This window comes from Kitasatospora sp. NPDC058243, assembly GCF_042882025.1.
GTDB lineage: Bacteria > Actinomycetota > Actinomycetes > Streptomycetales > Streptomycetaceae > Kitasatospora.
Map to the genome: position 1 here is coordinate 42,856 of NZ_JBHVWW010000065.1, position 12,449 is coordinate 55,304.

Consider the following 12,449-nt stretch of genomic DNA (forward strand, 5'->3'; position numbering starts at 1 on the left):
TTTGAGAGGGGAAAATACCGAACGGTTGGGGGAGATAGGGTGGGGGGGTGGGGGGGCCGCCCTCCCCCCCTGCCCCCGCCACCGTCCGGCGTGCTCGCCGCCGTCCGCGCCGCTACCGTCCGCGCCGCTACCTCCCGGAGACGATGTCCGCGACGCGGGCGATCGGCGAGGTGGCGGCCCGTCCGCCCGCCTCCTGGCGGTCCGCCGCGTGGTAGGCCGCGTACATCGCGTGCACCCCGATCCAGCGCAGCGGCTCGGGCTCCCAGCGGCGCACGGTGTGGCCCACCCAGGGCAGCCCGGTCAGCCCGGTGTCCCGCCCGAGGACCAGGTCGCGCAGCGTCCGGCCCGCCAGGTTCGTCGTGGTCACCCCGCTGCCGACGTACCCGCCCGCCCAGCCGAGACCACTCGCACGGTCCAGCTCCACCGTGGCGCACCAGTCCCGGGGCACGCCGAGCACGCCCGCCCAGGCGTGGTCGATCCGGGCACTCGCGGCCGCCGGGAAGAAGCGGTTCAGGATCTGCCGGAGCTGGCGCACGGTCTCCACCTGGGTGCCGCCGTCCGCGTCCGTCCGCGAGCCGAACCGGTACGGCACACCCCGGCCGCCCAGCGCGATCCGGTCGTCCGCGGTGCGCTGCGCGTACATGTAGGCGTGCGCGAAGTCGCCCAGCACCTCGCGGCCCTGCCAGCCCGCGTCCGCCCAGAAGGCGGGCGGCAGCGGCTCGGTGGCGATCATCGCCGAGTTCATCGGCAGCCAGGTCCGCCGCTCGCCGCGCAGGCCGGCCGTGAACCCCTCGGTCGCGCGCAGCACGTACTCGGCGGTCACCGTGCCCTGCGGCGTCACCGCGCGCGGCCGGGCGTACGCGGTGCCCGGCAGGATCGCCGTCACCGCCGTCCCCTCGTGCACCGCCACCCCGAGGTCCCGCACCACCCTCGCCAACCCGCGTACCAACTCTGCTGGTTGGATCCGTGCACCGTACGGCGTCCAGGTGCCGCCGAGGGTGCCCGCGACGGCGATCCGGTCGGCGGCCTCCTTCGCGCCCAGCAGCTCGACGCGACCCTCGCCGTACGCCCGCTCGGCGGCGGCGAAAGCCTTGAGCCGCTCCAACTGGGCTCTGTTCCTGGCGACTTCGAGCACCCCGCCGCGCACGATGTGCGCGTCGATCCGCTCGGCGGCGGCGACGTCCACGACCTCCCCGACCGCCTCGTCCATCGCCCGCTGCATCGCCGCCGCCGCACCCGGGCCGTACCGCTTCGCGAACGCGCCCCGGCCCGCGAAACCGTTGTACAGCCACCCGCCGTTGCGCCCCGAGGCGCCGTAGCCGCAGAACCGGCGTTCCAGCACCGCGATCCGCAGCGACGGCTCCGCCTTCTTCAGGTAGTACGCCGTCCACAGCCCGGTGTACCCGCCGCCGACGATGCACACGTCCACATCCGCGCTCCCGGGCAACGCCGGCCCCGGCTCCGGCAGCCCACTCGCCGCGTACCAGAACGACACCTCGCCGTTGACCGCCACCAGAACCTCCCACACCCGTCGCCGACCTGCCCGGACGCTACGCCGCACCGGTCACGCCGGAACACCCCCACACTGCCAAGATCCCCCCGCCCGGCCAGCCACCCTGTCAGACCACCAACAGCTCCAGCACCCGCGTCCAGCTGCACGCCCCCGGCGCGAACTCGGCGATCCGCACCCCCACCCTCCGCAGCCTCGCCAAGCTCGCGTCGCCCGACAACTGGACGGCCTGGGCGATCTCCTGGGCACGCACCGGGACTACGGCCCGGTGCGTGAATACCTGGCACGATTCGACGAAGCGAGCAGAATCCGGCTCCTGCTACTCGCCGACATCATCCCGTCACCTCGGGGAGGTTCATCGTGAGGCCCGCACCCACCGACACCGAAGCCTGGAACGCCTACCTCTCCGAGGGCAACGCGAGGCAGGCCCGCAAGCGTGTCTCGGCCGACGTCATCCTGCGAGACGTGAGCGGCCGTCTCCTGACCGTCAACCCGACCTACAAGGACGGCTGGGACCTGCCGGGCGGCATGGCCGAGGCCAACGAACCCCCTGACCAGGCAGCCGTGCGGGAGCTGCGCGAGGAGTTGGGCCTCGACATCACCGTCGGCGCCCTTCTCGTCGTGGACTGGGTGGCACCGCACGGGCCCTGGGACGACCAGATCGCGTTCATCTTCGACGCCGGAACCCTCGCCCCCGCCCTTGCCGCCAACGTCCGCCCCCATGACGACGAACTCTCCGAAGCGCTCTTCCTCCCAGCGCCCGAGGTGGCCGCCCGGCTGCGGGCACGCCAGCGCACCCGCCTCCAAGCCGCACTCCGCGCACTCGCCGACGGCCGCACCCGCTACCTGCGGGACGGGGAGGAGCCATGGCAACTCTGACCGACCGTCGGGGGAATGCGGACACGACCGATGACGGCCCGACATCTTCGAGGCGATCGCGCGCCCGGTTCAGGTGAGCCCCACCGTCACGCACCAACGACCGGACCGCAGTTCGTACACCGCAGGTCGTAGGCCGTCAGGACCACGGCTTCGGCCCGCGCTCCTCCTGCGCGCGGACGACCGTCGCCGGTGCCGCGTGGTGCCCTGGTGGTCCCGGGCGCGCCGGCCCGGCGAGAGGAGACGCTCCGTGAACCCGTCCACGCCGTACAGGATTCGACCGTTCCGGCTCAGCGCAGCGGCCGTCGCCGCAGGCGTCCTGCTGTTCGGCGTGGCCGCCGCGCCGGCGGCCCAGGCGGCGGGCCCCCGAGCCGACGTCGTCCAGCAGCGGCTCGACGCGCTGGTCCGGCAGGACGGTGTGCCCGGCGCGCTGGCCACCGTGCGGGACCGGAACGGGCACACCCGCACCTACACGGCCGGGGTGGGCGATCTGGCCACCGGCGCGGCGGTGCCCGTGGACGGGCAGGTCCGGGCGGGCAGCAACACCAAGTCCTTCACGGCCGTCGCCGCCCTGCAACTCGTCGCCGAGGGCAAGGTCGATCTGGAGGCCTCCCTCGACACCTACCTGCCGGGCCTCGTGCGCGGCACCGGCGCCGACGGCAGCCGCATCGACGGGCGGAAGATCACCGTCCGCCAGATCCTCCAGCACACCAGCGGCCTGCCCGACTACACCCACTTCCTGCCCGACCAGAGCCTCTCCCAGTACCACGAGCCCCGCGATCTGCTCGACCTCGCGCTCGCCCAGAAGCCCGACTTCGAGCCCGGAAAGGGCTGGAAGTACTGCAACACCGGCTACCTGATCGCCGGTCTGATCATCCAGAAGGTCACCGGGCGGCCCGCCGGCGAGGAGATCACCCGCCGGGTCATCGACCGCATCGGCCTGCGCCACACGTACTTCCCCGCCCAGGGCGACATGACGGTGCACGAGCGCCACCCGCACGGCTACGTCACCGAGGAGCCCGGTGACCAGCCGCTGGACGTCACCGAGCAGGACATGTCCTGGGCCTGGACGGCCGGCGCCCTGGTCTCCACGAACAGCGACCTCAACCGCTTCTTCCGTGCCCTGCTCGGCGGCGAGTTGCTGGCCCCGGCCCAGCTCGCCCAGATGCAGATCACCGTCCCCGCCGAGTACATGGGCCCCGGCGGCCGGTACGGGCTGGGGCTCGCCAGCCGCCCGCTGTCCTGCGGCGGTGTGTACTGGGGCCACGGCGGCACGCTCCCGGGCTACGTGACCCGCGGTGGTGTCACCGAGGACGGTCGCGCCGCCGACATCGCCGTCACCACCCTGCCCTCTGCCGATGTCAAGCAGCGCGTCGCCGACGCCGTCGACGCCGCGCTCTGCCGCTGAGGCGGTCAGGCACTCAGGCGCTCACACGCGAGAGCGGACCCCGGGCGACGACCGTGTCCGCCCCCGCGTCCCGGGGCGGGCACGGTCGCTCATCCGCGGTCTCAGCCGATGGTGGAGCCGGTGATGGGCTCGGAGAGTTCGACGGTCTTGCCGTTCAGGCCGGCCTTGACGAACTGCCAGGTGAGGCCGTTGATGACGCCCTGGCCGAGCGGGGCCAGCTGGGCGAAGGCGGGCTGGCTGAGGTCGAGGTGGCCGGCGTCACAGGAGGGGCACTTGTCCCGGACGGGGACGGTGACGGTCTTGCCCTGGTAGCTGACCTTGACCGAAATGCCCTGACACAGGGGGTCGTTGTTGGGGTTGGCGCTGGTCCACCAGGTGTGGGAGACCGCGACGAGCATCTGGTTGGAGGCGTTGATCTGGGTGCCGCAGGCGCCGTAGCCGGCGTCGTTGTAGTAGGTGGCCTTGCCGGCCATGGGCGTGTTGATCGGTATCGCCGCGCTGGCGGTGCCGGCGGTGAGGGCGATGAGGGCGGCGGCCGCGAGCGGGGCGCCCGCGAGGATCCTGAGGTTCTTGCTGATGGCGCGCATGGTTCCCTCCGGTTCTTTAGCCATGGACATGACAGACAGAAGTCGCCGAAGCCCCAAGAGGGTTCGGCGAGACCGCCCGATGCCCGTCCGAGTGAAGAGAACGTATGCGCCCGACGGCGGTGCGGTCCAGACCGCCGCCATGTTGACATGAACACAAGTCAGGAATCTTTACCAATACGGCCGAAGGGACGAAGATACGTGACCGCACCGCGCCGCAGGGTGTTGACAGGCCACCACGCCCACCTCCGGAGGCCCCGCCCCATGCGCACCGCACTCGCCGCCCTGCTCCTCGGCGCCGCCCTGATCCCGGCCGCCGCCGCACCCGCCAACGCCGCACCCGTGCCCGTACCCCGCGCCGTGAACCAGGGCTACAGCATCCCCGTCGGCGCCGTCACCGACCTCGGCGCACTGCCGGTGCTCGGCAGCCTCGGGCTGGACTTCGCCCACCTGCTCGGGCAGTAGGGACGCGGACCCTTCAAATCCGGCCCCCTCACACCCGGACGCTGAACAGCCCGCCGGAGAGCGGCTGTTGGTCGGACCGGGCGGACGTGATGTAGAGCGTCCGCCCGTCCGGCCCGCCGAAGGCGCAACTGGTGACGCGCGGCACCGGCAGCTCGACCGACGCCAGCACCTCACCCCCCGGCGAGAGGCACCGCACCGCCCAGCCGTCCCAGAACGCCACCCAAAGGTTGCCGTCGGCGTCGAGCGTCATGCCGTCCGGGTAACCCGGCAGGTGGGAGACGTCGAGCGTGCGGATCCGCTCGCCGAGGGGGCCGTGCTCGGGGTAGGGGTAGAGGGCGATGCGGCGCGTCGTGGTGTCGATGTGCCAGAGCCGGTCGGGCTCCGGCCAGGCGAGGCCGTTGGGGATGTCGAGCCCGCCGAGGATCGCCCGGACGCCGCCGTCGCGCTCCAGCCGGTACAGCGATCCTGGCTCGCGCGGCTCCCCCCGCCCCATCGAGCCGGCGACCGGCCGGCCGTACGGGTCGGTCTTGCCATCGTTCATCCGGCGGTCCGGGCGGTCGGCCTCGACGGCGGCGACCAGCGTGGTGCGGCCGGTGGCCGGGTCGAGCCGTTCGAAGCCGCGCTCGGTGGCGAGCATCAGTCCGCCGTCGCCGTACGGCATCAAGGTGCCGGGGGTGACGTCGAGTTCGACCGAGCCGATCGCGCCCGAGGCCGGGTCCAGGGTGAGCACCCGCCGGTCGGGGATGCCGATCCAGCGCAGCAGTTGCGCGGACTGGTCCCACAGCGGGCCCTCGCCCAGCTCCAGGTACGGTGTGTCGGCGACCGGTTCGGCACGCACAGCGGGGCCCTCCTCGAACAAGGTGTCAGCGCAGCAGGGCTTCGGGCAGCATCGCGGTCAGTCCGTCGTCCACGGCGAGGCAGGCACCACTGATGAACGAGGATTCCTCACTCGCCAGGAAGCCGACCACCCGCGCGACCTCGGCCGCACTGCCGAACCGCCCCAGTGGGGACGACCGTAGCATCGCGGTGCTCGGCTGCGGATCCGTCCACCAACTGATCGGCACGGCCCCCCTTCCAGGGCATCGGCGTCGGCGTCGACCGCAAGTCCCCGGTGTCCTGGCCGGTGTACGAGCGCCACCGCTCCCTCCGCTGCACCGGCGGCCTGCACTCCGTCACCTACCTGCCCGGTGGCCCTGGCGTGTTGGTGGCCCTGGTGGATCTTCCCCGGAAGGCCCGCCGGGACCACCCCCACCCGGGTTAGGCTCGATCCGCGCGGCGGCCGTCCGCGCACCGACCGAGGGGGAGCGTGTGATCGGGGACCTGCTGCCGGACGCCGTCGTGACCGAGGTGTCCTACGACGACCCGCCGGAGGCCCGGCTGGAACCGGCCGAGGAGGCCGCCGTCGTCCAGGCGGTGGCCAAGCGCCGCCGGGAGTTCACCACCGTCCGCCACTGCGCCCGCACCGCCCTCACCCGCCTCGGCATCCCCTACCGCCCGCTGGTCCCCGGCCTGCGCGGCGCCCCGAGCTGGCCCGACGGCGTCGTCGGCAGCCTCACCCACTGCGAGGGCTTCCGAGCGGCGGCCGTCGCCCGCTCCGGCGACCTCGCCTCGGTCGGCATCGACGCCGAGCCCGCCCTGCCGCTCCCGGACGACGTCCTGGACGTCATCGCGCTGCCCGAGGAGGGGAAGCGGATCGTCGACCTGCTCGCCGAGCACCCCGGTACCCCGTGGGACCGCATCCTGTTCAGCGCCAAGGAATCCGTGTACAAGGCGTGGTTCCCGCTCACCGAGCAGTTCCTGGACTTCAGCGAGGCCGACCTGGTCCTCTCCCCCGACGGCTCCTTCACCGCCCGCCTGCTGGTCCCCGGCCCGAACGTCAACGGCCGCCGCATCGAGGGCTTCGAGGGCCGCTGGGCCGTCGGTGACGGGCTGCTCGCCACCGCCATCGCGGTCGCCCGGTAGTCCGGCGCACCGACGACCGCACTCGGCATATCCTCGACCCCGTGACCGTGACCTATGTGATAGCTGGCACCCGGATCCACACGCTGGACGACTTCTGGGACGTGGTCGGTGAGACCATCGGCAGCGACGGCTACTTCGGCCGGAACCTCGACGCCTTCGCCGACTGCCTGCGCGGCGGCTACGGCACCCCCGAGGACGGCGACTACCTGATCGAGTGGCGCGACCACGCGGTCTCCCGGCGCAACCTCGGCTACCCGGAGACGGTCCGCCAGCTGGAACTGCGGCTGGCCCACTGCCACCCCGCCAACCGCGAGCACGTCCGCGCCGACCTCGCCGCCGCCCGGGCCGGCAAGGGGCCGACGGTGTTCGACTGGCTGGTCCGGATCATCGAGGAGGAGCACCCGGGAGGCCTCCGACTGGCCTAACGCCGCAGCGCGGCTCCCCCGCACCTCACCGCAGCACGTCCGACAGCCGGACGAAGCGCCGCCCCGCCGCCAGCAGCCCCGGCACCGCCGCCACCACCCCGGGGGCGGTGCCGCCGCCCGGGTGGTTCATGTGGCAGATCACGATCGCCCCGGGCGGGGCCGCCGCGATCTCCTGCCGCACCTCGGCGGCGCTGAGCGTCGCCCCGCCGTCGCCGTTCACGGTGAAGCCCGCGGCGCGTTCCCCCAGGTCGGCGACCACCCGGGCAGCGACGTCGTCGTAGTGCGCGGTGCCGGAGCGGAAGAACCGCACCGGGTGGCCGAGCAGCCCGGCGAGCTTGTGCGCGTTGCCCGCGACCTCGTCGTACACCTCGCCGACGCCACCGGTGCCGGCGATGCCGTAGGCGGAGCGGCCGGTGACCGAGAGCGGGCGGTGGACGGTGCCGTGGTTGCCGATCTCGAAGAGCGGATCGGCGGCGAGTTTCTCGAACACGTCCGGGTTGGCGTCGATCCAGCGGGCGTTCAGGAAGAGCGTGGCGGGGACGGAACGTTTCCGCAGGAAGTCGATCAGGTCGGCGTCGTACCCGTTCCCGCCGGGGCCGCCGCAGGCGTCGAAGGTGAGCGCCGTCGCGCTCTCGCCGGCGGGCAGCTTGGTGGTCACCCCGGTGACCTCCATCCCCCACTCCTTCGGCGCGGTGCCGCCGTACCGGGCGACCAGCTCGGCCCGGGTCGGCTCCCGGCTCGCGGGCTCAGCGGTCGCAGCGGTCGGGGCGGGCGTCGGGGGCTCCGACGGCGTCGCCGCCGATATCGCCGAGGCCCTGGAGGCCCCGGAGGCCTCTGAGGCCGAAGCGGACGCCTCCGAGGCTTCCGGGGCCGCCGCCCCGCCGCCCCCCGAAGGCCCGCACCCCGCCAGCGTGCTCCCGGCCACCGCCGCCAGCAGCGCCCGCCGACTCAGTGCCACACCCGTCTCCTCCGCGATGACCCGATCCGCTCGTTATGAATATGAACGGACTAATCGTCATCGCCCGCAACTCGCCGACCCGGCCGACGCCGACCCCCTTCACCGACCCGCCCCCCGCCCGTGGGCCCCGGCTCACCCCTGATTCACCACCACGGGTAAGGAGCCGAACGGACCCGCCCGCCCCGACCCGGAGGACCCGATGCCCGCCGACCACGACACCCCACGCCCCGCCCGCCGCGACCTCCTCCGCACCGGCCTCACCACAGGAGCCGCCGCCGCCCTCGGCCTCGCCGCGACCACCCCCGCCGCCGCCTCCGCACCCGGCGCCCCCGCCACCCCGGGCACCCCCGGCGCCCCCGGCACCGAACGGACCCTCACCCTCACCGGCCACCTCCCCACCGGCGCCCCCGACTTCGTCCACCTCCCCGTCGAAGTCCCCGCCGGCGTCCGCGAGATCGCCGTCAGCTACGGCTACGACAAACCCCCCGTTCCGGCCGGCACCCCCGGCAACTCCTGCGACATCGGCATCTTCGACGAACGCGGCACCGACCTCGGCGGCCCCGGTTTCCGCGGCTGGTCCGGCGGTTTCCGCACCGAGTTCAGCCTCGCCCGCGACGCCGCGACCCCCGGCTACCTCCCCGGCCCGATCAACCCCGGCACCTGGCACCTCGCCCTCGGCCCCTACCAGATCGCGCCGCAGGGGCTGGACTACCACGTGCAGGTCACCCTCCGGTTCGGCGCCCCCGGGCCGGCCTTCGCCCCGCACTACCCGTCCGAGCGGGCCCGCGGCCGCGGCCGCGCCTGGTACCGGGGCGACTGCCACCTGCACACCGTGCACTCCGACGGCCGGCGCCTCCCGGAGGAGGTGGCCGCCGGCGCCCGCGCGGCCGGCCTGGACTTCATCGTCTCCACCGACCACAACACCAGCTCCTCGCACGCGGTCTGGGGCCCGCTGGCCGGCCCCGACCTGCTGATCATCCCGGGCGAGGAGATCACCACCCGCAACGGCCACTGGCTGGCCCTCGGCCTCGAAGCGGGCCAGTTCGTCGACTGGCGCTACCGCTCCCGCGACGAGGAGTACCCGCGCTTCGTCCGTCAGGTCCACCGCTCCGGCGGCCTGGTGGTGCCCGCGCACCCGTACTGCCCGTACGTCGCCTGCCAGTGGAAGTTCGGCTACGAGCAGGCCGACGGCGTCGAGGTGTGGAACGGGCCCTGGACGTACGACGACGAGTCCGCGGTCGACACCTGGGACGGCCGGCTCGCCGTCGCCCTGCGCGAGGGCCGTTCCTGGCTGCCCGCCCTGGGCAACAGCGACGCGCACAGCGCCCCGCAGATCATCGGCTCCCCGCACAACGTCGTCCTGGCCGAGGACCTCACCCGGGACGCGATCCTCGACGGGCTGCGCGACGGGCGCAGCTGGCTCGCCGAATCCGCGGCCGTCCAGCTGGAGTTCACCGTCACCGGGCACGGCCGCCGGGCCGGCATCGGCGAGGAGCTGGCCGTCCCGGCGGACGCCCCGCTGGACGTCCGGCTCACCGTCTCCGGCGTCCCCGGCGGGACGGTCCGCCTCCTCACCGACGAGGGCCAGCTGCACCAGGAGTCACTGCCCGCCGACGGCTCCGGCACGGTGGTCTGGCGCACCACCGCCTCGCTCGCCGCCTACGTCCGGGCCGAGGTCCGCCACCCGAAGCCGGACGGGTCGCCCGGCAAGGGCAACGCGATGGGCCCGGACCTCCCCTGGGGCCCGATGGCGGCCCTCACCAACCCGATCGTGCTGCGCGTCGAGGACCGCTGAGGCGTCCGGAGCAGGAGTGGGGACGACTCGGGGCACCGGCGTGGACTAGGTTGATCCCCGAAAGCACCAGTCGTAGGGACGAGGCGGTCGGCTGTCCGTATCCGGGCCGGCCGGCCCTTCCGCACTCCGACCGCCTCGCCCCGGCTACCCGTCCGTCCCCGGCCCGCGAAGGGATCAGCAGCTGTGAACCGTACGACCGTAGGTGGGCCGGAGCTCGGGGGCGGCCGGGGCGCCGGCGGCGTCCTCGTCCTCGTCGACCCGGCCGGGGCCGGCCAGAGCCCGGTCGCGAGCCGGCTCGCGGAGGAGCTGCACCCGAGCGTCCACCTGCGTGCGCACGACTTCCTGCGGGTCATCCGGCGCGGCCAGCTCCCGCCGCACCTCCCCGAGGCCGAGCGGCAGAACACCACCGCCCTCGCCGCCGCCGCGCAGGCCGCCTTCGCCTACGCGACCGGCGGCTACCAGGTCATCGTCGAGTGCCCGGCCGCCCCGCCCACCCTGGACACCTTCCGCCGCGAGAGCCGCACCACCGGCGCCGCCCTCCACCTCGTCGTCCTCCAGCCCACTCCGGGCGCCGTCCCCGGCCCGCACACCCTGGACACCAGCTCCCTCACCCCCGCCGGCGCCGCCGAGTCCATCCTCGCCGCCCTCACCCGCCGCACCCACCTGCTCGGCTGGTGACCCTCCGGGGTGCCCAAGGCCCCGTCCCCGGGCACCCGGCGCGCACGGCTACGCCCCCACCACCCCGTCGATCGCCTCCCGCAGGAAGTCGGCGTGCCCGTTGTGCCGGGCGTACTCGTGGATCAGGTGCAGCATCACCAGCCGCAGCGACACGTCGGCGTCCCACCGGGCCTGGTACCCGGTGACGTCGAGGGTCTCGGCGGCGCGCTCGATGCGGCGCGCGTGTTCGACCTCGGCCTGCCAGACGGCGAAGGCCTCGGCCCGGGTGGCGCCGGTGGCGTCGTACGCGGCCTGGAAGTCGCCGTCCTGCGACCAGACCAGCGGGACGTCCTCGCCGTCGATCACCCTGCGGAACCAGGTGCGCTCCACCTCCGCCATGTGCCGGACCAGCCCGAGCAGGGTCAGGGTGGACGGCGGGCTGGAGCGCCGGCGCAGCTGCTCGTCGGTCAGGCCCTCGCACTTCAGGGCGAGGGTCGCCCGGTGGAAGTCCAGGAAGCCGCGCAGCATCTCGCGCTCGCCGCCGCTGAGCGGCGGTGCGGGGCGCTGGTCAGGGATGTTCACGGTGTCGCTCTCCTCAAACCCTCGGGAATCCCCGCGGACTGTAGCGAACCGGCCGTCCGCGCCCGGTAGCCGCCCCCGGTAGTGCGGCGGTGTTCTGAGCCCCCCGGGCCACCTCCGCGCCCCTTTCCCGCCCCGGACCGGGGTCCATCACGTACCGTGTTCGGATCACCACCGGTTTGGGTACGTACCTCGGCGCGCCCGACGGGCGCCGAGCACCGCGGTGCCGGTCACAGCGCCGCCACATCGTCACGCAGCACGTTCAGCGCCCCCGGTCCGGGGTCGTCACTCCACCGCCGAGACCGGGTACATCACACACCGGGAGACCGACCATCATGAGCCACGACCACATCCCCGCCCCCGTACGCCGGACCTACGGTGCCGGCGATCTGTCCCAGGCCGCGAGCTTCGCCGGTGGATTCATCAACTTCGGCTACTGGCAGGACATGGACCTCACCGCCCCGACGACCGAGGACCGGGTCCACAGCCAGGAACAGCTCTACCGCCGGGTCCTGCGGGAGTTCGCGGAGCCACGTGAGCGGCTGCGGCTGGCCGAGGTCGGCTGCGGGCGCGGGCTCGGCGCGGCGCTCGCCCTGCGCGAGTTCCGGTTCGGGGGCGTGACCGGCGTCGACATCCACCCCGACCAGATCGAGCGCGCCCGCGCCGTCAACGCCAAAGCCCTGGCCACCTACCCCGATCGGCTGGCCTACACCTTCGGATCGGCCAACCAACTCCCCTTCGCCGACGGCTCCCTGGACGGCGTCTACTCCGTCGAGGCCGCCCAGCACTTCCGCGAACTCACCGGCTTCGCCCGCGAGACCGCCCGCGTCCTACGCCCGGGCGGCCGGCTCGTCGTGACCACCTTCTTCGCCGCCGCCGGACCGGACATCACCGAGCGCCTGAACATCCTCCTCGCCAGCTTCGCCGACGGCCTCGACGTCCCCCACCCCCTCGCCGCCTTCACCAGCGACCTCACCGCGGCCGGCTTCACCACCATCACCACCGAGTCCATCGGCGACGCCGTCTGGCCAGGCCTCGACCGCTACCTCACCGACGCCGTTCCTCCCGGTCACTGGAGCCGCAACTTCCTCCCCGCCTGGCGCAGCGGCCTCCTCGACTACCACGTCGTCACCGCCACCCGGCCCGGGCCGGCGGAAACGGCCCGCCAGTCGATCTGACGAGCCGTCCTGCCCCCCCCGGTACGTCGCGGGGCCCTGACGCCCCCTCTGC

General features: G+C 73.7%; 15 protein-coding genes and 1 pseudogene. 9 read left to right on the forward strand and 7 right to left on the reverse strand.

Annotated elements, in window-relative coordinates; translation table 11 throughout:
* Window positions 1-127: 127 nt before the first annotated feature.
* Both ACFVX9_RS31595 and ACFVX9_RS31600 read right to left on the reverse strand, forming a co-directional pair.
* On the reverse strand, window positions 128-1,516 hold the full coding sequence (locus ACFVX9_RS31595; RefSeq protein WP_380380285.1) for an NAD(P)/FAD-dependent oxidoreductase: 1,389 nt from the start codon (window positions 1,514-1,516) through the stop codon (window positions 128-130).
* A 103-nt stretch (window positions 1,517-1,619) separates the two neighbouring features.
* Window positions 1,620-1,763: a hypothetical protein gene (locus ACFVX9_RS31600; RefSeq protein WP_387984803.1), complete on the reverse strand. Its 144-nt coding sequence runs from the start codon at window positions 1,761-1,763 to the stop codon at window positions 1,620-1,622.
* A 107-nt stretch (window positions 1,764-1,870) separates the two neighbouring features.
* Between ACFVX9_RS31600 and ACFVX9_RS31605 the strand changes: the two genes are divergently transcribed.
* Both ACFVX9_RS31605 and ACFVX9_RS31610 read left to right on the forward strand, forming a co-directional pair.
* Entirely contained in the window at window positions 1,871-2,389 is a 519-nt protein-coding gene (locus tag ACFVX9_RS31605) for an NUDIX domain-containing protein (RefSeq protein WP_387984805.1), read from the forward strand.
* 247 nt (window positions 2,390-2,636) lie between these two features.
* On the forward strand, window positions 2,637-3,794 hold the full coding sequence (locus tag ACFVX9_RS31610; protein WP_387984807.1) for a serine hydrolase domain-containing protein: 1,158 nt from the start codon (window positions 2,637-2,639) through the stop codon (window positions 3,792-3,794).
* A gap of 101 nt (window positions 3,795-3,895) precedes the next feature.
* On the opposite strand, the gene ACFVX9_RS31615 is transcribed toward ACFVX9_RS31610, so the two are convergent.
* Complete coding sequence (locus tag ACFVX9_RS31615; RefSeq protein WP_380380272.1) at window positions 3,896-4,381, reverse strand: cysteine/serine endopeptidase inhibitor; 486 nt, start codon at window positions 4,379-4,381, stop codon at window positions 3,896-3,898.
* A gap of 261 nt (window positions 4,382-4,642) precedes the next feature.
* Between ACFVX9_RS31615 and ACFVX9_RS31620 the strand changes: the two genes are divergently transcribed.
* The gene (locus tag ACFVX9_RS31620) at window positions 4,643-4,843 is read left to right on the forward strand and encodes a hypothetical protein (RefSeq protein WP_380380274.1); all 201 of its coding nucleotides are present in this window, start codon (window positions 4,643-4,645) and stop codon (window positions 4,841-4,843) included.
* Between the two features lie 28 nt (window positions 4,844-4,871).
* Here ACFVX9_RS31620 and ACFVX9_RS31625 read toward each other — a convergent pair whose 3' ends face one another.
* Together ACFVX9_RS31625 and ACFVX9_RS31630 are read right to left on the reverse strand one after the other, a co-directional pair.
* Window positions 4,872-5,681 (reverse strand): SMP-30/gluconolactonase/LRE family protein, encoded by an 810-nt coding sequence (locus ACFVX9_RS31625; RefSeq protein WP_380380276.1) that lies wholly within the window; start codon window positions 5,679-5,681, stop codon window positions 4,872-4,874.
* A 25-nt stretch (window positions 5,682-5,706) separates the two neighbouring features.
* Window positions 5,707-5,865 carry an SDR family oxidoreductase gene (locus ACFVX9_RS31630; protein WP_363369598.1) on the reverse strand — a complete coding sequence of 53 codons (159 nt, stop codon included), beginning with the start codon at window positions 5,863-5,865 and terminating at the stop codon, window positions 5,707-5,709.
* A gap of 19 nt (window positions 5,866-5,884) precedes the next feature.
* Here ACFVX9_RS31630 and ACFVX9_RS31635 point away from each other — a divergent pair.
* The 3 genes and pseudogenes from ACFVX9_RS31635 to ACFVX9_RS31645 form a co-directional block, all read left to right on the forward strand.
* Window positions 5,885-6,104, forward strand: a pseudogene (locus tag ACFVX9_RS31635) (hypothetical protein); the annotation flags it as partial.
* Between the two features lie 47 nt (window positions 6,105-6,151).
* The gene (locus tag ACFVX9_RS31640) at window positions 6,152-6,805 is read left to right on the forward strand and encodes a 4'-phosphopantetheinyl transferase (RefSeq protein WP_380343065.1); all 654 of its coding nucleotides are present in this window, start codon (window positions 6,152-6,154) and stop codon (window positions 6,803-6,805) included.
* Between the two features lie 41 nt (window positions 6,806-6,846).
* The gene (locus ACFVX9_RS31645) at window positions 6,847-7,230 is read left to right on the forward strand and encodes a barstar family protein (protein ID WP_063346419.1); all 384 of its coding nucleotides are present in this window, start codon (window positions 6,847-6,849) and stop codon (window positions 7,228-7,230) included.
* A gap of 25 nt (window positions 7,231-7,255) precedes the next feature.
* Here the strand turns inward: ACFVX9_RS31645 and ACFVX9_RS31650 are convergent, their stop codons facing one another.
* Entirely contained in the window at window positions 7,256-8,188 is a 933-nt protein-coding gene (locus ACFVX9_RS31650; RefSeq protein WP_380380279.1) for a polysaccharide deacetylase family protein, read from the reverse strand.
* Window positions 8,189-8,387: 199 nt separating this feature from the next.
* On the opposite strand from ACFVX9_RS31650, the gene ACFVX9_RS31655 reads away from it, so the two are divergent.
* Window positions 8,388-9,983: a CehA/McbA family metallohydrolase gene (locus tag ACFVX9_RS31655; RefSeq protein ID WP_380380281.1), complete on the forward strand. Its 1,596-nt coding sequence runs from the start codon at window positions 8,388-8,390 to the stop codon at window positions 9,981-9,983.
* 183 nt (window positions 9,984-10,166) lie between these two features.
* Window positions 10,167-10,661: a hypothetical protein gene (locus ACFVX9_RS31660; RefSeq protein ID WP_350883659.1), complete on the forward strand. Its 495-nt coding sequence runs from the start codon at window positions 10,167-10,169 to the stop codon at window positions 10,659-10,661.
* A gap of 48 nt (window positions 10,662-10,709) precedes the next feature.
* Here the strand turns inward: ACFVX9_RS31660 and ACFVX9_RS31665 are convergent, their stop codons facing one another.
* Entirely contained in the window at window positions 10,710-11,168 is a 459-nt protein-coding gene (locus ACFVX9_RS31665; protein WP_380343078.1) for a DinB family protein, read from the reverse strand.
* Window positions 11,169-11,554: 386 nt separating this feature from the next.
* On the opposite strand from ACFVX9_RS31665, the gene ACFVX9_RS31670 reads away from it, so the two are divergent.
* Window positions 11,555-12,397 (forward strand): class I SAM-dependent methyltransferase, encoded by an 843-nt coding sequence (locus ACFVX9_RS31670; RefSeq protein ID WP_380380283.1) that lies wholly within the window; start codon window positions 11,555-11,557, stop codon window positions 12,395-12,397.
* Window positions 12,398-12,449: the final 52 nt, after the last annotated feature.